This is a genomic window from Bibersteinia trehalosi, from assembly GCF_004346205.1.
Classification (GTDB): domain Bacteria; phylum Pseudomonadota; class Gammaproteobacteria; order Enterobacterales; family Pasteurellaceae; genus Bibersteinia; species Bibersteinia trehalosi.
Genome location: NZ_SMAM01000003.1, coordinates 206,536 through 225,080 on the forward strand (window position 1 = coordinate 206,536; position 18,545 = coordinate 225,080).

19 protein-coding genes and 1 pseudogene are annotated in these 18,545 nt (G+C 40.3%); 14 read left to right on the forward strand and 6 right to left on the reverse strand.

Annotated features, from left to right (window positions below):
• Positions 1–8 precede the first annotated feature (8 nt).
• Entirely contained in the window at positions 9–1,853 is a 1,845-nt protein-coding gene (secD, locus tag EDC51_RS04575) for a protein translocase subunit SecD (protein WP_082892856.1), read from the reverse strand.
• A 27-nt stretch (positions 1,854–1,880) separates the two neighbouring features.
• Positions 1,881–2,174 carry a preprotein translocase subunit YajC gene (gene yajC, locus EDC51_RS04580; RefSeq protein ID WP_015432960.1) on the reverse strand — a complete coding sequence of 98 codons (294 nt, stop codon included), beginning with the start codon at positions 2,172–2,174 and terminating at the stop codon, positions 1,881–1,883.
• Between the two features lie 185 nt (positions 2,175–2,359).
• Here yajC and EDC51_RS04585 point away from each other — a divergent pair.
• Positions 2,360–2,922, forward strand: a pseudogene (locus EDC51_RS04585) (YtfJ family protein).
• A 79-nt stretch (positions 2,923–3,001) separates the two neighbouring features.
• Here the strand turns inward: EDC51_RS04585 and EDC51_RS04590 are convergent.
• On the reverse strand, positions 3,002–3,904 hold the full coding sequence (locus EDC51_RS04590; protein WP_015432958.1) for a transcriptional regulator GcvA: 903 nt from the start codon (positions 3,902–3,904) through the stop codon (positions 3,002–3,004).
• A 368-nt stretch (positions 3,905–4,272) separates the two neighbouring features.
• Between EDC51_RS04590 and EDC51_RS04595 the strand changes: the two genes are divergently transcribed.
• From EDC51_RS04595 to EDC51_RS04615, 5 genes are all read left to right on the forward strand, one after another.
• Complete coding sequence (locus EDC51_RS04595; protein WP_282957651.1) at positions 4,273–5,319, forward strand: branched-chain amino acid aminotransferase; 1,047 nt, start codon at positions 4,273–4,275, stop codon at positions 5,317–5,319.
• 74 nt (positions 5,320–5,393) lie between these two features.
• A complete protein-coding gene (locus EDC51_RS04600; RefSeq protein WP_131928295.1) occupies positions 5,394–5,738 on the forward strand; it encodes a RidA family protein in 345 nt (114 codons plus the stop codon).
• 12 nt (positions 5,739–5,750) lie between these two features.
• On the forward strand, positions 5,751–6,431 hold the full coding sequence (gene yjjG, locus EDC51_RS04605) for a pyrimidine 5'-nucleotidase (RefSeq protein ID WP_131928296.1): 681 nt from the start codon (positions 5,751–5,753) through the stop codon (positions 6,429–6,431).
• 26 nt (positions 6,432–6,457) lie between these two features.
• On the forward strand, positions 6,458–7,441 hold the full coding sequence (gene cysB / locus EDC51_RS04610; RefSeq protein ID WP_125134598.1) for an HTH-type transcriptional regulator CysB: 984 nt from the start codon (positions 6,458–6,460) through the stop codon (positions 7,439–7,441).
• A gap of 8 nt (positions 7,442–7,449) precedes the next feature.
• Positions 7,450–8,082: a hypothetical protein gene (locus tag EDC51_RS04615; RefSeq protein WP_409360072.1), complete on the forward strand. Its 633-nt coding sequence runs from the start codon at positions 7,450–7,452 to the stop codon at positions 8,080–8,082.
• 55 nt (positions 8,083–8,137) lie between these two features.
• On the opposite strand, the gene trxA is transcribed toward EDC51_RS04615, so the two are convergent.
• Positions 8,138–8,452, reverse strand: coding sequence for a thioredoxin (gene trxA / locus EDC51_RS04620; protein WP_015432951.1), 315 nt, complete (start codon positions 8,450–8,452; stop codon positions 8,138–8,140).
• A 121-nt stretch (positions 8,453–8,573) separates the two neighbouring features.
• Positions 8,574–9,878, reverse strand: a complete 1,305-nt coding sequence (locus tag EDC51_RS04625; protein ID WP_064318880.1) for a nucleobase:cation symporter-2 family protein — start codon at positions 9,876–9,878, stop codon at positions 8,574–8,576.
• 164 nt (positions 9,879–10,042) lie between these two features.
• On the opposite strand from EDC51_RS04625, the gene EDC51_RS04630 reads away from it, so the two are divergent.
• The 6 genes from EDC51_RS04630 to EDC51_RS04655 all read left to right on the forward strand — a co-directional run bounded on the left by EDC51_RS04630 (position 10,043) and on the right by EDC51_RS04655 (position 16,029).
• On the forward strand, positions 10,043–10,246 hold the full coding sequence (locus EDC51_RS04630) for a heavy-metal-associated domain-containing protein (protein ID WP_131928298.1): 204 nt from the start codon (positions 10,043–10,045) through the stop codon (positions 10,244–10,246).
• A 28-nt stretch (positions 10,247–10,274) separates the two neighbouring features.
• Entirely contained in the window at positions 10,275–12,443 is a 2,169-nt protein-coding gene (locus EDC51_RS04635) for a heavy metal translocating P-type ATPase (protein WP_131928299.1), read from the forward strand.
• A 246-nt stretch (positions 12,444–12,689) separates the two neighbouring features.
• Positions 12,690–13,568: a metal ABC transporter substrate-binding protein gene (locus EDC51_RS04640; protein WP_015432947.1), complete on the forward strand. Its 879-nt coding sequence runs from the start codon at positions 12,690–12,692 to the stop codon at positions 13,566–13,568.
• A complete protein-coding gene (locus EDC51_RS04645; RefSeq protein WP_125134601.1) occupies positions 13,568–14,329 on the forward strand; it encodes a metal ABC transporter ATP-binding protein in 762 nt (253 codons plus the stop codon). The genes EDC51_RS04640 and EDC51_RS04645 overlap by 1 nt, the downstream gene beginning before the upstream one ends.
• A complete protein-coding gene (locus EDC51_RS04650) occupies positions 14,322–15,215 on the forward strand; it encodes a metal ABC transporter permease (RefSeq protein ID WP_015432945.1) in 894 nt (297 codons plus the stop codon). The genes EDC51_RS04645 and EDC51_RS04650 overlap by 8 nt, the downstream gene beginning before the upstream one ends.
• Entirely contained in the window at positions 15,208–16,029 is an 822-nt protein-coding gene (locus EDC51_RS04655) for a metal ABC transporter permease (RefSeq protein ID WP_015432944.1), read from the forward strand. Before EDC51_RS04650 ends, EDC51_RS04655 begins: the two co-directional genes overlap by 8 nt.
• On the opposite strand, the gene EDC51_RS04660 is transcribed toward EDC51_RS04655, so the two are convergent.
• The gene (locus EDC51_RS04660; RefSeq protein ID WP_131928300.1) at positions 16,010–16,900 is read right to left on the reverse strand and encodes a LysR family transcriptional regulator; all 891 of its coding nucleotides are present in this window, start codon (positions 16,898–16,900) and stop codon (positions 16,010–16,012) included. The two genes, EDC51_RS04655 and EDC51_RS04660, sit on opposite strands and share 20 nt — an antisense overlap.
• Positions 16,901–17,019: 119 nt before the next feature.
• Here EDC51_RS04660 and EDC51_RS04665 point away from each other — a divergent pair, with 119 nt between their 5' ends.
• A complete protein-coding gene (locus EDC51_RS04665; protein WP_131928301.1) occupies positions 17,020–17,430 on the forward strand; it encodes a DoxX family protein in 411 nt (136 codons plus the stop codon).
• Positions 17,431–17,530: 100 nt separating this feature from the next.
• Positions 17,531–18,535 carry a TerC/Alx family metal homeostasis membrane protein gene (locus EDC51_RS04670; protein ID WP_015432941.1) on the forward strand — a complete coding sequence of 335 codons (1,005 nt, stop codon included), beginning with the start codon at positions 17,531–17,533 and terminating at the stop codon, positions 18,533–18,535.
• Positions 18,536–18,545 lie beyond the last annotated feature (10 nt).

Consider the following 18,545-nt stretch of genomic DNA (forward strand, 5'->3'; position numbering starts at 1 on the left):
CAATCCCCTTAAATCCAAAGTTTTTTCACACGTTTGCCGCCATATACCCAGTTTACCAGCATTCTAGTACCAGTAATTGCAGTAAACATTGAGATCATTACCCCTAATGCAAGGGTTACCGCAAAGCCTTTAACCGGCCCAGTCCCCACCGCATACAAAATTAATGAGGTAAGAATAGTGGTTAAGTTTGAGTCAAAGATACTTGAAAATGCACCATCATAACCTTCGTGAATAGCTTGCTGTATTGAGCGACCATTGCGCATTTCTTCTTTAATCCGCTCGTAAATAAGTACGTTCGCATCAATTGACATTCCTACAGCAAGAACAATCCCCGCAATACCAGGCATGGTCAAGGTTGCCCCAATTAATGACATTAAACCCACAGTTAAAATGAGATTAACGATCAACGCCATTGATGCAAAGATTCCAAAGACTTTGTAGTACACTAGGCAGAAGATTAAGGTTAAGCCTAAACCCAATAAACCAGCCTCCATACCTTGAGCAATATTGTCTGCTCCCAATGATGCACCAATAGTCCGTTCTTCAACGATAACGATAGGTGCAATTAATGCGCCAGAGCGAAGTAATACCGCGAGGTTTTGTGCTTCAGCAGGACTGTTAATGCCTGTAATTTGGAAATGTGAACCTAAACGGGAGTTAATAGTTGCAACATTAATGACTTCTTCGTGTTTTTCTAAAATGACTTTGCCATTAGCATCACGTTTACCAGAATCTTTAAATTCGCTGTAGAGCGTAGCCATTGGTTTGCCGACTTCCGATTTGGTGATTTCCCCCATGAGACTACCACCTTCACTATCCAGCTCAATACTGACTTGAGGTAAACCACGTTCATCAATCCCTGATTTAGCATTAATAATATGCTCACCACCGAGTGATGGACGCATTCTGAGGACAACAGGACCTCCATGGCGATCATATTTCAACTCAGAGTTTAGTGGCACTATACCGCGGCTAGCCTGACCAAGATCGGCCTCTTGATTAACCATCCGAAATTCAAGTGTAGCTGTTGCTCCAAGGATTTCTTTTGCGCGTGCAGTATCCTGTACCCCTGGTAATTCCACCACAATACGATCAGCGCCTTGGCGTTGAATAGTAGGCTCTGAAACGCCAAGTTCTTCAACACGCTTACGCAGGATAGTTAGGTTTTGCTCAATAGCTAAATCACGTGATTCTGATAATCCTTGTGCGGAAGGCGTTAATACTGCTACGTTTGTGGAAGTGAGTAAGACATCTAGTGTTGGATAAGTACGACGAATGTAGCGTACCGCTTTTTCTGCACCATTTTCATCATTAAATTCAATTTCAGTGCCGAAATTATCGACTTTTTTAAATGACTTTGTTTCTATATTGTCTTTGCGGAATATGGCGCGTAAGCTATCTTGCAGTTGGTCTTGCTGCTTCGTAAGCGCGGTGTTCATATCCACTTCCATTAAGAAACGAACCCCACCACGCAAATCTAAGCCACGTTTCATTGGTTCGCCACCAATAGAGGTGAGCCATTCAGGCGTAGCCGGAGCCAAATTTAATGCCACAGAATAGTTATTACCAAGCACTTCGGCAATTTTTTCCTTGGCAGGAAGTTGTTCTTCATCTTTATTTAAACGCACTAAAATAGAGCCATTTTCTAAGCTCATTGCTTTGGGAGTGATATTTAAAGCGCTGAGAGCTGATTGCACTTGGGTGAGCGTTTCTTGAGATGTTTGTTGCCCACGAGTGCCAGAAATTTGTACTGATGGGTCTTCGCCATAAAGATTTGGAAGGGCATATAGAGCGCCAATGGCGATCACAAGGATCACCATTAGGTTCTTCCAAAGCGGGAAACGGTTTAACACAATAAGTCCCCTATTTTGTTGGAAGGATTAGAGAGATTTGATAGAACCTTTCGGTAATACCGCCACCACGAAAGCACGTTGAATAGTCACCTCTGTGGTATCGTTTAATGCGATAACGATATTTTCATCTTCAGCAGAAACTTTCGTGATTTTACCAACTAAGCCGCCGCTAGTTAAAACTTCGTTACCTTTTGCAAGGCTTGCTAAAAGCTCACGTTGTTGTTTTTGGCGTTTTGCTTGTGGGCGGTAGATCATAAAATAGAAGATCGCACCGAATACCACTAGCATAAAAATCATTTCCATACCGCCACCTTGTTGCATAAAAAGCTCCTTAACATGTTGTGATTAATAGGAAAAAAGAGGGCGCTAAAATAGCATATTTCCACTTGGTTTTCATCAGAAAAAATATGGATATAACAGATCCGCTCTCTTTTGTGTTGTATTCTAGGTAGAATGTCGTCCGATATGGGAGCAATTCTGTTAAATTCAATACAAGAAGGAAAATGATGAAGAAAAAATATCTACAAGCGGTGCTTTTTAGTGCAATTTTTGCAAATTCAGCCCTTGCACATAACATTTCGTTAAATGCTGGCTTACCTGCTGTTACAGTTGCTCAAGATGGTGAACTCATTGCAAAAAAGGCAAAAATGTGCAATATCAGGGTTGGGATAGCGCTAGTTTGAATGGTAAAGTGCGTGTTATTTTTCACATTGCCGGTAGGAGTGCAGCAAAAGAAAAAAATCAAGCACTGGTGAATGCGATTAAAGCCGCAGGCTTAGATCGTAGTAAATATCAAACAACGACAATTATTAATGCGGATGATGCTATTGTTGGGACGGGGCTATTTGTGAAAAATAGCGCAGAAAACGGCAAATTAGAAAATCCGCATAGCCAGGTTGTCCTAGATCAACAAGGGAAAGTGAAAAGTGCTTGGAAATTAAAAGCAAAAGAAAGCTTTGTGGCGGTATTAGATCGGCATGGTAAAGTGCAATTTGTTGCAGAAGGTAAACTTTCAACTGAACAAACTCAACAAGTTATTCAGCTTGTGAAAAAACTATTGAATGAATAAGAAACGCTAAGCGTTTAAGTTAAATCGCGTCTTGCTTAAAAACGGTCTCGCATCATGATGGGAGACCATTTTTCTCAAATTAATTTGGATAACTCTGTGCCATTTCTGTTGTGATCCATTCTACAAAGAGCTGAACTTTGAGAACCTCTGCCATTTGGTGAGGATAGACGACATAAAAAGTCTTTTCATCAATGAGCCCTGTAGGGAACGGTTCAATTAAATTACCCTGCTCAATTTCATGCTGAGCCAAAATTTTATTGGCGATCGCTACGCCTTGGTTGTGCATTGCGGCTTGTAGAGCCATAAACGTATGGCTAAACATTGTGCCAGCTTCTTCCACATCAATTTTGTCGTCTAGCTTGAAGTGTTCTATCGTACGCTTCCACTTGTTGCGACTAAAAACATGCAACAACATTTTTCCAATAATATCATCTGGTGTGTTTAATGGATTTTCGGCTAAATATTTGGGTGAAGCTAAGATCACTAAAGGCGCTTCTGCTAAACAAACAGACTCAAGGTTATCCCATTTTCCGTTTCCATAGTAGATGGCAACGTCAATTTCTTTCCCTAACTGACCTTCATCTTGATCAACCCCTTTAATGCGAACTTCTACATCGGGGAACTTCTCATGAAAATCATTTAGACGAGGAACGAGCCATTGCATACCGAAGGTTTGGGGCACGCTGATGGTTAAAATTTGTCGATTGTTTTTAGCGCGAATTTTATCTGTTGCTTTGGCGATCTGTTCTAGAAGCGGTCGAATTTCCTCAAAATATTGCAAACCCGATTCTGTGAGCTCGAGAATACGGTTACGCCGGTGAAATAATTGTATGCTCAAAAAATCTTCTAATAATTTGATTTGATGACTTACGGCAGCCTGAGTAACGAAGAGTTCTTCGGCAGCTTTAGTAAAGTTAAGATGACGAGCAGCGGATTCGAAAGCTTTTAGCGCATTAAGAGGCGGAAGTTTTTTGTTATTCATAGCAAAGAACGATTGATTGATGATAAAGCATTACTTTTTTTGATTAATAAAATAAAAAAATCTCGTTTGTTACAGAGGATAAATCTCTCTAGAATAGCAACCCATACTTAGATGGATAGTGAACAACATTTTGTTGTTTGTATTTTTAAGTATGATGTTGTGTTTGCATATTGGTCTAGTTTATAGACCGTGAGTAATTCATTACTCATTTCACTTCCTGTATATTTTGACCGATTTGGTTGATAACCGCCCACTTGGGCGGTTTTTTTATGCCAAAAATCTGTGACATTCTAGCAGAAAGTCGCAGAAAACCAAAAATTTTTATCATTCTAAAAAAATTTGCTTTAGAATAGCCAAATTCGATTTTAATACACAATAATAAGGACACAACAATGACCCCAAAAGAGATTGATTGGCAAAATCTAGGCTTTTCTTATATTAAAACTGATTATCGCTTTATCGCACGTTGGAAAGATGGCAAGTGGGATAAAGGCGAACTTACTACTGATAATACTCTTCATATCCACGAAGGTTCGACCGCACTTCACTATGGACAGCAATGTTTTGAAGGCTTGAAAGCTTATCGTTGTAAAGATGGCTCAATTAACCTTTTCCGCCCAGATCAAAATGCGCTACGAATGCAGACGACTTGTGATCGATTGCTTATGCCACAAGTACCAGTAGAAATGTTTATTGAAGCATGTAAGCAAGTGGTTAAAGCAAATGAAGCATGGCTTGCGCCTTATGGTACAGGGGCAACACTTTATCTGCGTCCATTTGTGATTGGCGTAGGTGAAAATATTGGCGTTCGAGCTGCGCCTGAATATATTTTCTCTGTTTTCTGTTGTCCTGTTGGAGCTTATTTCAAGGGTGGTTTAGCGCCGTCTAATTTCCTTGTTACAAATTATGACCGTGCAGCGCCTCATGGCACTGGCGGGGTAAAAGTGGGGGGTAACTATGCGGCAAGTCTGCTGCCACACGAATTAGCCGCAGAGCGTAATTTTGCAGACTGTATCTATCTTGACCCTAAAACTCACACTAAAATTGAAGAAGTTGGTGCCGCAAACTTCTTTGGCATCACGCGTGATAACAAATTCATCACACCTAAATCACCATCAATTTTGCCAAGTATTACGAAATATTCTTTGCTATGGTTGGCAGAAAATCGTTTAGGCATGCAAGCCATTGAAGGTGATGTCTATATTGACGAACTTGATCAATTTGCAGAAGCAGGGGCTTGTGGCACTGCTGCTGTGATTTCTCCGATTGGCGGTATTCAAAATGGTGATAATTTCCATGTGTTCTATTCTGAAACCGAAGTTGGGCCAATTACCCATAAACTTTATGATGAATTGACAGGTATTCAGTTTGGCGATGTAGAAGCGCCAGAAGGCTGGATTGTGAAGGTAGAGTAGTAACAAGCGGTGGATTTTCCACCCTATTTTGCAAAAGGGCGAATTGGTATTCGCCCTATCTTTATGGAGCATATATGATTCAACGTTTTGAAGTCGGGCATCGCTATTCTGAAGTTGCTATTCACAACCATGTTGCCTATTTAGCTGGCCAAGTACCATGGGATGCCTCGGCAGATGCTTATGGACAAACGCAGCAAGTACTGGCAGAAATTGATAAATGGTTAGCCCTAGCTGGTACAGATAAAAGCCGTATTTTGATGGCACAAATTTATCTTGCTGAAATGGGCGATTATGCAGAAATGAATCGCGCTTGGGATGAATGGGTAGCAGAAAATCATGCGCCGCCACGCGCGTGTGTAGAAGCTAAGCTGGCTATGCCAGAGTGGAAAATAGAAATCGTGGTAACCGCTGCAGTGTAGAGTAGGAAGAGGATGAAATATAACTGGATTTTATTTGATGCCGATGAAACGCTTTATTCTTTTAACTCATTTCACGGCTTAAAGCCAATGTTGGCTCGCTATGGCATTGATTTTACTCAACAACATTATGATGAGTTTCAAGCCGTTAATCAGCCGTTGTGGGTGGCGTACCAAAATAAAGAAATTACCGCAAAAGAGCTGCAAATGACCCGCTTCGCCAAACTTGCGAAGCAAACAGGACAAGATCCATTGATATTAAACCAAGAGTTAATGGCGGAAATGGCAAAGGTTAGTCGTCCTCTGGAAAACACGTTAGCCATGCTCCAAGCGTTATATGGTAAAGTGCAGATGGGGATTATTACGAATGGTTTTCGAACCTTGCAACAAAAACGCTTAGATAATACAGCTACGGGGCAGTTTTTTGAGATGGTGGTAGTGTCTGAAGACGTTGGTGTGGCAAAACCCGACCGCCAAATTTTTGATTATGCATTTGCTCAAATGGGGGAGTTTGATAAATCAAAAGTGCTTATGGTTGGTGATACGCTTGCCTCTGATATTTTAGGCGGTAATTTGAGTGGGATTGATAGCTGTTGGTTCAATCCGCATCAAAAAACAAATGAAACAGATATTCGTCCAACTTATGAAATTCACTCCATGTTAGATTTAATTCCTATTGTAAGCGGTCGAATTTAACCCAAAATTTGCAAAGGGTAACAGCTATGAAATTACAGCAACTTCGCTATATAGTGGAAATCGTTAATCAAAATTTAAATATTACCGAAGCCGCGGAAAGTTTGTACACCTCTCAACCGGGAATCAGTAAACAGGTGCGGCTACTTGAAAGTGAACTTGGTATTAATATTTTTGAACGAAACGGTAAGCATATTAAAGGACTCACTTCAGCAGGCGAGAAAATTGTTGAAATTGCGCGGGAAGTGTTAGTGAAAGCACAAAGTATTAAAGCGGTTGCTGAAGAGCAGACTCGTCCGAATAAAGGTGTGTTACGCATCGCGACAACAAACACCCAAGCTCGTTATATGTTGCCAGCAGTGATTAGCCGTTTTAAAACAAAATATCCTGAGGTGAGTTTACATTTGCATCAAGGTTCACCTACTCAAATTTATGATGCCTTAATGGCTGGAGAGGTAGATCTCGCGATTACGACCGAAGCGCAATATTTGTTTGAAGATGTCATCTCTTTGCCCTGTTATCGTTGGAATCGTTCAGTAATTGTTAAACCGGATCATCCTCTAGCCATTCTCGCGAACCAAAAACAACAACTGACTGTCCAACAGCTCGCTCAATATGAACTGATTACTTATACTTTTGGTTTTACTGGGCGCTCGGATCTCGACCAAGCATTTAACCAAGAAGGGTTGGAACCAAATATTGTGTTCACTGCAACCGATGCGGATGTGATTAAAACCTATGTTCGCTTAGGATTAGGAGTTGGGATTATGGCAAGTATGGCACATACTCAGGAAGATGAAGATTTAATCGCGATTGATGCTTCTCACCTCTTTCAATCGAGTATGACCCGTATAGCTTTTAAACGTGGTATGTTTTTACGTAACTATATGTATGATTTTATTCACTATTTCTCTCCTCATTTAACTAAAATGCAGGTAGAGCAGGCCGAACAGTTACGTGATAACAATGCAATTTTACGTTTATTTGAACAAACTCAATTAGAGGAAAAATAATGAAACTGATGAAAAAAGTGTTAGTGCTAGTGACCGGATTATTGGCTATCGCTGTAAATTCTGTGGCAGAAGATTTTAATATTAAATATAGCTCAAACTATCTGATGCCGGCGTATGTGCATTTTAAAAATGATGGCAAAAGCTATTCGATTGTGTCGAAAATTAATGTGCCGCTGTATAACATTGTATTCAGTGCAAAAGGGCGGGAATATGGTAATCAATTCCATATGCTGAGTTATCAAGATAGCCGTAACGGTAAAAATTATGCCATTGCAGAATTGGATTCCAATACCATTCAATATGGTAAAGTGAAAGAACCACTGAAAAAGGAGAGCATTAAAATGCCAACTTTCGATCTATTTAGCGTGGCCTTTCAGCTAAGTTATTATGATCGGTTGCCAAAAAGTTTTCAAACTACGAATGGCAAAAAGTTGTATCCAACAGAAAACGTAGTGCTTAATAAATCGCAACAAACTATCAAAGTAAAAGGTCAGAATGTTGAAGAGATTACCTATCGTTTCAAAACGGGTGGCAAATATATTACAGTGAAAAAGCATGCAGGAGAAAAATTCCCTCGCTATATTTCTTACAATCGTGATGGCGATAATTACGAACTGAAGTTTGATAGTTTTGTAAAATAATTCAAATAATGAAAAAGAGAGAACGATAATTTTCGTTCTCTCTTTTTATATAAGATTAAGCTAATTTTTCTAAAAATGCTGGAAGGTTTTGCGCACCAACCTGTTGAGCTACCACTTCACCATTTTTGATAATTGCTAAGAATGGGATACTGCGTACGCCAAATTGAGCCGGCACTTGTTGGTTCTCATCCACATTCATTTTTACGATACGGACTTTATCTCCCATTTCTGCGGCCAAATCGTCTAATACCGGGCCAATTGCACGACAAGGTCCGCACCATGGAGCCCAGAAGTCTAATAATACAGGCACGTCCGATTTTAAAACATCTTGTTCAAAAGTTGCATCAGTTGTGTGTAATACGCTGCTCATAATTTTGTTTCCTTAAATTTAATTAAAAAAGAAAACGCCCTGTGAACCAGAGCGTTCAAGCTATTCGACAAGATAGTCACTTATCTCCCACTTTTCAAGTAGGAATTTTAAATTGCTGTGATTATTTTTCTTCATGAAGCTGATCTTGTGGTAACACAAGATTCAGAGTTAATGCCATTAATGAACCAACAGTAATTCCCGAACCAAAAATTTCTTTGATAAATGACGGAAGTTTATCTAACAACTCGGGGCGGGTTGTCACAGCTAAACCACAACCAATAGATACGGCAATAATTAAGCCATTACGGCGGCTACGTTCAATTCGGTCAAGCATTTGAATACCGGCTGCAATAATCATGGCAAACATAATTAAGCCGGCACCGCCTAATACTGGCGTTGGAATAGAAACAATTAATGCGCCAAAAACAGGGAAAATCCCAGCAATAATCAACATGATTCCCATAATGGTCACAACATAACGGCTTGCAACACCAGTTAATGAAATAATGCCGATATTTTGTGAGAAAGAAGAGAATGGGGTTGTAGACATGAGTGCAGCAAATGCTGAGCCTAAACCATCACATAAAATCCCGCGGCGTAAATGTTCTCCGGTAACTTCAGTTTTTGTAGCATTTCCCACGGCAAGGAAGTCTGCATTAGATTCAACAATGGTGACTAAATAAGCAATACTCATGCCAATAATGCCTGAAATTGGGAAGGCTAAGCCAAAATGTAGCGGCTTAGGTAGAGCGATAATCTCTGCTTGTTTTACGGTACTGAAATCAATCCATCCTAATAATAGGGCGACAATATAGCCAACCAACATACCAATTACGATAGCTGCAGCGGAAAAGATACCTTTTCCCCATTGCACTAAGCAAATCACTAAAATTAATACAAATGATGCCATTGCTAAATTAGCCGGATCCGCATAATTCGCATCGCCTTTTTGACCGCCGGCAAACCAATCGACCGCAACGGGGATCAAGCTTAAACCAATCATCATTACCACTACTCCCGTCACCACAGGGGGAAAGAGTTTACGTACATAAGGCATAAAAAAGCTACCAATAATCATCACCAGTGAACCAACTAATGCTGAACCCATAATGCCCGCTACGCCATGCTCGCTAAATCCAATTGCAATTGCAGCCGCCACGAAGGTAAAGCTTGTTCCCATTACGGTTGGTAAGCGCAAGCCAACAGGGCCAACACCTTGGCATTGAATAATAGTGACAATACCTGAAACCAACAATGCTGCATTGACTAATACAATGGTGTCGGCAGTCGGTAATCCAAGCACTCCGCCTAAAACTAATGGTACAGCGATAATTCCTCCGATTGCAGCGAGCAAATGTTGAGCTGCAAGTAAGAGAGATAACCCAAATGGCGGTTTGGAATCGACAGGATAGCGTAAATTTTGCATAATGAGGTTCTCTTGAGTGTAGAAATAAAAATGGGCGGTATTATAATTATTTTTTTAGATAAAGCAATCGTTTGCGCGAGATGTTTTTTTGGTAAAGAAATATGAATAGCTGACCGCTTGTTTCGCTTTATTTTTGAGCATAATTGAGTTAATAGGAGTTTAAAATGACAACAATTACATTACAGCTAGAAGGTTTACACTGTGGACACTGTGTGAAAAGCGTAGAAAATGCATTATCTGCATTAGCAACGGTACGAGCCGTAAAGGTTGATTTAAACACTCAAACTGCAGTTGTTGAAAGCGATGAAACGCCCACAACATTGATTGAAGCTATTGTTGAAATTGGCTTTGATGCAAAAGAGGCATAAGAAGAGGGTAGTTTGATAGGGAATCCTCATGAAAGAACAACAATATTTACTCAACGGCTTACACTGCGCCGCTTGTGTCCGACGAGTAGAAACAGTAGTTAAGCGGTTAGAAAATGTCGAATATGTTTCTGTTAATCTTGCTGATCAAACCGCGTTTGTACAAGGTGATATCAGTGCAAACCAAGTGATTGCTGCAATAACAAAAATAGGTTTTGGAGCGGAGTTACTGGAAAGCGAGCAAGAACGTCGCGTTAAGCAACAACAGCAAACAAAAAAAATTTTAAATGAGAAAAAACAGCAGTTTATTTTAGCGTTAGCTATTGGTGCAATTTTAATGCTGTTTGGTATGCAATTTGGTATGCAGCCTACGCATGAGAATCGTTGGATTTGGCTATTTTGGGCGGCAATATCTGCCTTCACGATGTATTTCAGTGGACGCCATTTTTTTGTTGGCGCTTGGAAAACATTTAAACAGCGCACAGCAACAATGGATACGTTGATTGCATTAAGTACAGGCGTTGCATGGAGTTATTCTTTCTTTCTGACTCTTTTCCCACAGCCGCATAGCCACCTCTATTATGAAGCGAGTATGATGATTATTGGCTTTCTTAATTTGGGTAAATTCTTAGAATTGAAAGCAAAACAGCGTTCCTCATTAGCATTAGAGAAATTACTAGATCTCGCACCACAACAAGCGGTCATTTTGGAGGAAAATTCTGCAAAAGTTATTCCCGTGAAGGGAATTAAAGTGGGTATGCAGATCCAAGCGCTCACAGGAGACCGCTTAGCCGTTGATGGTACATTATTGCAAGGTACGCTTTGGGTTGATGAATCTATGCTAAGTGGAGAGCCTTTGCCTATCGAGAAAAATAGCGGAGACAAATTGCGAGCAGGTACCATTGTACAAGATGGTGCGGGTGTGTATATTGCTGAGCAGGTCGGTTCACAAACAGCACTTGCGCGTATTATTCATGCGGTTCGTCATGCGCAGTCGAGCAAACCGCCGTTAGCACAATGGGTTGATAAGGTGGCGAGTGTATTTGTGCCGATAGTCGTTTCAATTGCGTTTATTTCTGCTCTGGTTTGGCTTGCTGTTGGCAAAGATTTTGCCTTTGCATTGTCGATTTTTACCACCGTGTTGATTATTGCTTGTCCTTGTGCTTTAGGGCTTGCTATCCCACTTTCCACCATTGCTGGCGTAGCAAGGGCGGCAGAATTTGGGGTTTTGGTGAGAAATATTGAAGCATTGCAGGCAAGTAGTGAACTGGATACTTTAGTATTTGATAAAACAGGGACTCTAACGACAGGTGAAATGCAGGTGGTAGATGTCCAGATATTTAATGGAGCAGAACAAAATGAAGCGCTTGGTTTAATTAAAGCGCTTGAATGTCAATCTAATCACCCGATTGCTAAAGCAATTGTAAAATTTTGTGAAAATGTGACCGCTTGCTCGGTTGAAAATGTACAAGTGGTGAAAGGGCTGGGTATAACCGGAATATATCAAGGGCAAAAGGTTAAACTTGGTAATAAGGAATTTGTAAAATCAGAGCACTGGGTTCAGCCTTTATTCTCTTCAACAGCAATAATCGGAACGGAAGTTTGGCTTTCACTTGATGACATTGTTTTGGCTAAACTGACTTTGCAAGATCAACTTAGAGCTGAGAGTAAGCAGGCGATTCAAGTTTTTCAAGCACAAGGTTATCTGTGCATCATGCTCACAGGAGATCGCTCGGAGGTTGCTCAATATTATGCTAAAGAGCTAGGTCTTGATGCGGTTATTGCAGATGTGCTACCTGAGCAAAAGTCTGCTGAAATAGCTAAGTTACAAGCTCAGGGCAGAAAAGTTGCTATGATTGGTGATGGGATTAATGATGCGCCAGCGTTAGCACAAGCTAATGTGGGCGTGGCAATGCATCAAGGCAGTGAAATTGCCCTAGAAACCGCTGATTTATCTTTAATGCAAGCAGGGTTAAAACCGCTGAGTGCAATTTTGCCATTTTCTAAAAGTGTACTGAAAAATATGCAACAAAGCCTGCTTGGCGCATTTTTCTACAATATTATTAGTATTCCTGTCGCTGCCGGTGCTCTATATCCGTTTACCGGTTGGTTGCTTAACCCGATGATTGCCGCCATTGCTATGGCATTGTCATCGGTGACGGTGGTACTAAATAGTCAGCGCTTGTTAGCCACGCGCTAGCTAAAAACGCTTTATTGGAATAATGAGGTGGTGTGCATTTGCTTCGCGGTGGCAAAATTTGTCGCTATTGAGCGTGAATTTGAGTGAATATCTGGTATTTAGATAACTATTCTCATTTACGATGAGGTTGTTGATTATCATCTTTAACAACATAATTGAGAATGAATATCATCTGTTGATCTTCTCTGCATTTCTCCTTATAATCTCTAGCACGAGAATAACCATACTTTGAATAAGGAGAAAGACATGAAGAAGTTACTCGTACTACTGAGCTCAGCATTATTGCTAGCCAATCCACTTGCGGCAAAGCAGTTTAAAGCGGTAACAACCTTTACTGTAATCCAAGACATTGCACAAAATGTGGCGGGTGATGCTGCGGTTGTGGAATCTATTACTAAACCTGGTGCTGAAATTCACGAATACCAGCCAACACCCCAAGATATTGTAAAAGCCCAATCCGCAGATTTAGTGCTTTGGAATGGCATGGGCTTAGAGAGTTGGTTTGAGCGCTTTTTCAGCCAAGTGAAGGGTAAGCCATCGGTATTGGTGACTGAAGGCATTCAGCCAATTGCTATCGCAGAAGGCCCTTATAAAGATAACCCAAACCCACATGCTTGGATGTCGCCAAAGAATGCTTTAGTTTATATCGAAAATATTCGTAAGGCATTTGTCGAGCATGATCCTGCCAATGCAGAAACTTATAACCGTAATGCGAAAGCATATGCAGAAAAAATTATGGCGTTAGACGAACCATTACGCGCGAAGCTCAATGCAGTACCTGAGGCGCGCCGTTGGTTAGTAACCAGTGAAGGTGCATTTAGCTATTTAGCTGCTGACTATGGCTTCAAAGAACTTTATCTCTGGGCAATTAATGCTGATGAGCAAGGTTCTCCGCAACAAATTCGCAAAGTGATTGATCAAGTTCGACAGCATAAAATTCCAGTGGTATTTAGTGAAAGTACGGTTTCTGATAAACCTGCAAAACAGGTAGCGAAAGAAACAGGTGCAGTCTATGGTGGCGTTTTATATGTTGATTCACTTTCAACTGCAGATGGTGAAGTACCAACTTATATTGATCTGCTTAAAGTGACTGTTTCAACCATTGTTGAAGGGTTTAAGCAGTAATGAAAAATTCGCTGAAAGTGGAAAATGCGACAGTACGTTATAATAACGGGCATACCGCAATTTATGATGTTACTTTTCAGCTTCAAGGGGGCACAATTTGTGCCCTTTTGGGCGTAAATGGTAGTGGGAAATCTACACTATTTAAAAGTATTATGGGGTTAACTCCTCTTTCCCAAGGTAAGATCGAACTTTGTGGGTTACCCATCAATCAAGCATTAAAACGTAATTTAGTCGCTTACGTCCCACAAAGTGAAGAAGTTGATTGGCAGTTTCCTGTATCGGTTTATGATGTTGTGATGATGGGGCGTTATGGCTATATGAACTTTTTGCGTATTCCCAGTAAAACGGATAAACAGAAAGTACAACAAGCTATGGAGAGAGTCGGTATTGCTCATCTTGCTGAACGGCAAATTGGGGAATTGTCTGGTGGTCAGAAAAAACGTGTTTTCTTAGCTAGAGCATTAGCACAACAGAGTCAGATTATTCTGCTTGATGAACCCTTCACTGGGGTGGATGTCGAGACCGAAAATACCATTATGCAATTGCTTAAACAGCTACGCGCTGAAGGGCATCTCATTTTAGTTTCCACTCATAATTTAAATACTGTTCCCGCCTTTTGTGATCAAACCGTCATGATTAATCGTACTGTGCTGTTTTATGGTGATATTGCGCAGACATTTACGCCAGAAAAGCTAGAACAAGTTTTTGGGGGGTATCGCTATACAGTTGCGCTAAGTAGTAAGGAGCCGTCTTATGCTTGAGGTATTACTTGAGCCTTTCAGCTACGACTATATGTTTAAAGCCATTTGGGTGAGTGGGCTGATTGGCGGAGTATGTGCTTTTATGTCGGCATACTTAATGTTAAAAGGCTGGTCATTAATTGGTGATGCGTTATCTCATGCGGTAGTTCCAGGGGTTGCAATTGCTTATGCATTTTCTCTGCCTTATGCGCTCGGCGCATTTTTTTCTGGTTTTCTTGCCACGTTAGCTATTTTAGCGGTGAAATCATTGAGCAAATTACGTGAGGATGCAGTAATCGGCTTTATTTTCAGTACTTTTTTTGCAATTGGATTACTGATTGTCTCGATCAATCCAACCAGTGTTAATGTGCAATCTATTGTTCTGGGGAATATCCTTGGTATAGCAGATGAAGATATTGTGCAACTCTATTGGATTTTGGGAATTTCAACGTTATTACTTGTGCTGTTTTGGAAAGATCTCTTGCTGGTATTTTTTGATGAAACACAAGCGCGAGCGGTTGGATTATCGCCCTTACGTTATAAAATTTTATTTTTTAGCTTGTTAAGTGCATGCGTTGTAAGTGCACTGCAAAGTGTCGGTGCAATTTTGGTGATTGCAATGGTGGTGACCCCTGGTGCAACCGCATACTTGCTGACAGATCGTTTTGGCTATTTAGTGCTTATTGCAATTATCATTGGAAGTGTAACAAGTGCGATGGGGGCTTATTTAAGCTACTTTGCAGATGGTACAACAGGTGGATTTATTGTATCGATACAAACTGGCATTTTTCTATTAGCTTTTCTGTTTGCGCCTAAATATGGTTTCATTCCGCGCCGTTTTGCAAAAAAACAGCCAAATGTGAGCGCTTGTAAAGCCGAAAAAACAGGAGAGAAAGCTTATGGTTGAATGGTTGAGCGAGCCTTTTGTTTTCCCTTTTATGCAACGAGCACTCATTATTGGGATTTTGGTAAGCTCGGTGTGCGCTGTGCTTTCTTGCTATTTAGTCTTAAAAGGCTGGGCATTAATGGGTGATGCAATTTCACATGCTGTGCTTCCTGGGATTGTTATTGCGCATTTGTTATCTTTGCCACTTGCTTTAGGTGCTTTTTCTGCTGGTATTTTTAGTGCGGTAGCAATTGGTTACTTAAAACAGCATAGCCGCATTAAGCAGGATACCGTCATGGGCATTGTGTTTTCGGGTATGTTTGCCTTTGGTTTAGTGATGTTTGCAAAATTGGATACGAACCAGCACCTATTGCATATTTTATTTGGGGATATTCTTGGTATTCATGACCACGACTTTTGGCTAAGTTTAGGTATTGCCACTCTTGTCTTGCTGATTATTTTGGTTAAGCGCCGTGACTTTTTGCTTTACTGCTTTGACCCAAGTCATGCAAGGGTTGCAGGGTTAAATAGTCAGCTATTGCATTATGGTTTGTTAGTACTACTGACCGCAATGATCGTGAGTGCGATGCAAGTTGTTGGTGTTATTCTTGTGGTCGCGATGTTAATTACCCCAGGGATGACAGGATTTGTTCTCAATAAGCGCTTTGATAAAATGCTTCTGACGGCCGTTTGTTCTGCGGTGTTAAGCGCTTATTTAGGCATTTTGCTGAGTTTCCACTGGAACGTTGCAACTGGGGCAATGATTGTGGTGCTACAAGCAATCTGCTTTGTGCTTGCACTACTGTATAGCCGGCTTAAGGCAATTTTGCATTAAAATAATCCATGATGAGTTCACAAGCTATACGTACTTTTTCTGATTGTATTCGTTGTAATGTCACTAAATAGAGTGGAATTGCAGGAAGTTGCCAATCTGGGAATAGACGAATTAATTCGCCTGTTCCCAGCATTTTTTGTACATCCACATTGGGTTGTAATGATATACCCAAGCCACTTGTCGTTAAGCAGCGACTAGCATAAAGCGTATTACAATGTATCCGATAAGCTGGCTGAATGCTTTTTTGTTGTTTGCCTTTTTTCAGCGTAAATTGTTGAAATTTGGGATTAGAAAAACTGATCCAATCCAGCGATTGTAATTCTTCCAATGTTGTTGGCACAGCCTTATCAGTAAAGAATGCTGGGCTTGCCACGGTATGCCATTCAAAGTCAGTGATATGTCGTGCAATCATATTATCACTCAGAACCCCTTCTCCAGCTCGGATAGCAATATCGATCCGCTGTTTTTCTAAATCGATCAATTTATCTTCAAACAGTAAATTGAGTCTAAAATCAGAGTAGCGATCAAGAACCGATTTGAAAACATTAACGAATAAACTATCGGTGAGCCCTGTGACACAAGCAATATTCAATTGTCCTGATGGCGATGAACGAAGCTGCTCAAGGCTTTTGAGAGCATTATCGGCATTTTTTTCAATTTGCGCAGCATGTTCATAAAATGCTTCTCCTGCTTCGGTGAGTGAAAGTTTACGCGTTGTGCGAGTGAGTAGCTTGATATTTAATTGTTGCTCAAGTTTCTGGATGGTTTGACTAATGGCAGAGGCGGTCATTTGTAATTTCTCTGCTGCCGCTTGCATTGAGCCATGTTCCACTACTTTCACAAATACCGTCATGGCTTTGTAATCATGCATAATGTTTCCTATTATTTAGTGATACTTAATAGTGTATTTAGAAATCTTACTCTTATCAACTAATGCACAATACGTATAATGCACGCTTTAAATTTCATTCATATTTTAAGGAAAGCAAAATGAATCAATTAATTGAAAATTTACGTCCATATGCATTACTGATTGCTCGTGTTATTGCTGGTTATATGTTTTTATTACATGGCACAGCAAAATTCTTTGAATTTCCCGTTTCAATGACAGGCGGCAATGGCGCTGTTGCATTCTTTTCAATTTATGGTGCGGCAGCAGTGTTAGAATTAGTTGGGGGGATTTTTATTATTTTAGGCTTATTTACCCGCCTAACAGCTTTTATACTCTCTGGCCAAATGGCAGTTGCCTATTTTATGTTTCACGCTAGTGCTGAAACATTGTTCCAACCAATGCTAAATAAGGGAGAATTAGCTGCGCTTTATTCACTCTTTTTCTTAGTTCTCATTTTTACGGGAGCAGGAAAAATAGCACTTGATTATAAGATCGCGAGCAAAAATTAATTTTTTTACATAATTTCAACAAACGGATTAGTGGATCAGCTGCTAATCCGTTTATTTTTCGGTAAAATCAGCCGAATTTTTTTATTTATAAGGATGTGCTATGCACCACTTTGGTTTTCCGCTGGAAACGATCATTATTTTCTTCTCCGTCATTGCCCTTTCGATTTATTTAGATCTTTTTGCTCATCGCAATGCAAAGGAGATAAATGTTAAAGATGCGACATTATGGTCGCTATTTTGGATTGGACTTGCGCTTGCATTTTATGCCTATATTTGGGTGCGCTTTGATAAAGCATTTGCTGATCTTTATTTAGCGGGCTATGTACTGGAAAAAAGCTTATCTATTGATAATTTGATGGTCTTTATGGCAATTTTTGCCTCATTCGGTATTGTTGGTAAATTGCAACACCGTATTCTTTACTGGGGGATTTTGGGGGCACTACTTTTCCGCGGTATTTTTGTTGTTATCGGTAATGGGCTATTTTTACTGACACCTTGGGTAGGTTTTTTATTCGCACTTTTTGTACTCTGGAGTGGAGTAAAAATGTGGAAAGAGAGCAATAGCGATAAAAGCGAAGAAATTGAGGATTATGCTAATCATTGGAGTGTGCGCTGGGCGAGCAAGGCATTTCCTGTCTATACTCAATTATTTGCTGATCGTTTTTTAGTGAAAGATAATCAATTGAATGCTGAACAGAAACAGAGAGTAACCCGAAAAGGCTTAACTTACATCACGCCTGCGTTGCTTTGCTTAATTGCGATTGAAACCTCTGATGTGGCTTTTGCCTTTGACTCTGTTCCCGCGGTTATCGCTGTAACACAAGAGCCATTATTAGTTTATGCGGCAATGATTTTTGCGATTTTAGGATTGCGTAGCTTATATTTTATTCTTGCCGCCCTAACTAAATATTTAGTGCATCTTGAGAAAGCTGTCATTGCATTGTTATTTTTTATCGGTTTGAAAATGGGGCTACAATCGTGGAACCACACAATGGGAGATACAGGAATTCATCTTTCGCCTAATGCAAGCCTACAGATAGTATTAGGTGTGTTAGCTTTAGGCGTGATAGCCTCATTTATTTTTCCCAAGAAAAAAGAAAAATGATGCCGTACTA

What these genes read in the sequence shown, in the direction of transcription:
- yajC (WP_015432960.1), bottom strand. Translation starts at nt 2,174, where the DNA reads ATGCAACAAGGTGGCGGTATGGAAATGATTTTTATGCTAGTGGTATTC.
- EDC51_RS04590 (WP_015432958.1), bottom strand. Translation starts at nt 3,904, where the DNA reads ATGAATAACAAAAAACTTCCGCCTCTTAATGCGCTAAAAGCTTTCGAA.
- EDC51_RS04600 (WP_131928295.1), top strand. Translation starts at nt 5,394, where the DNA reads ATGATTCAACGTTTTGAAGTCGGGCATCGCTATTCTGAAGTTGCTATT.
- yjjG (WP_131928296.1), top strand. Translation starts at nt 5,751, where the DNA reads ATGAAATATAACTGGATTTTATTTGATGCCGATGAAACGCTTTATTCT.
- cysB (WP_125134598.1), top strand. Translation starts at nt 6,458, where the DNA reads ATGAAATTACAGCAACTTCGCTATATAGTGGAAATCGTTAATCAAAAT.
- EDC51_RS04615 (WP_409360072.1), top strand. Translation starts at nt 7,450, where the DNA reads ATGAAAAAAGTGTTAGTGCTAGTGACCGGATTATTGGCTATCGCTGTA.
- trxA (WP_015432951.1), bottom strand. Translation starts at nt 8,452, where the DNA reads ATGAGCAGCGTATTACACACAACTGATGCAACTTTTGAACAAGATGTT.
- EDC51_RS04625 (WP_064318880.1), bottom strand. Translation starts at nt 9,878, where the DNA reads ATGCAAAATTTACGCTATCCTGTCGATTCCAAACCGCCATTTGGGTTA.
- EDC51_RS04630 (WP_131928298.1), top strand. Translation starts at nt 10,043, where the DNA reads ATGACAACAATTACATTACAGCTAGAAGGTTTACACTGTGGACACTGT.
- EDC51_RS04635 (WP_131928299.1), top strand. Translation starts at nt 10,275, where the DNA reads ATGAAAGAACAACAATATTTACTCAACGGCTTACACTGCGCCGCTTGT.
- EDC51_RS04640 (WP_015432947.1), top strand. Translation starts at nt 12,690, where the DNA reads ATGAAGAAGTTACTCGTACTACTGAGCTCAGCATTATTGCTAGCCAAT.
- EDC51_RS04645 (WP_125134601.1), top strand. Translation starts at nt 13,568, where the DNA reads ATGAAAAATTCGCTGAAAGTGGAAAATGCGACAGTACGTTATAATAAC.
- EDC51_RS04650 (WP_015432945.1), top strand. Translation starts at nt 14,322, where the DNA reads ATGCTTGAGGTATTACTTGAGCCTTTCAGCTACGACTATATGTTTAAA.
- EDC51_RS04655 (WP_015432944.1), top strand. Translation starts at nt 15,208, where the DNA reads ATGGTTGAATGGTTGAGCGAGCCTTTTGTTTTCCCTTTTATGCAACGA.
- EDC51_RS04660 (WP_131928300.1), bottom strand. Translation starts at nt 16,900, where the DNA reads ATGCATGATTACAAAGCCATGACGGTATTTGTGAAAGTAGTGGAACAT.
- EDC51_RS04665 (WP_131928301.1), top strand. Translation starts at nt 17,020, where the DNA reads ATGAATCAATTAATTGAAAATTTACGTCCATATGCATTACTGATTGCT.
- EDC51_RS04670 (WP_015432941.1), top strand. Translation starts at nt 17,531, where the DNA reads ATGCACCACTTTGGTTTTCCGCTGGAAACGATCATTATTTTCTTCTCC.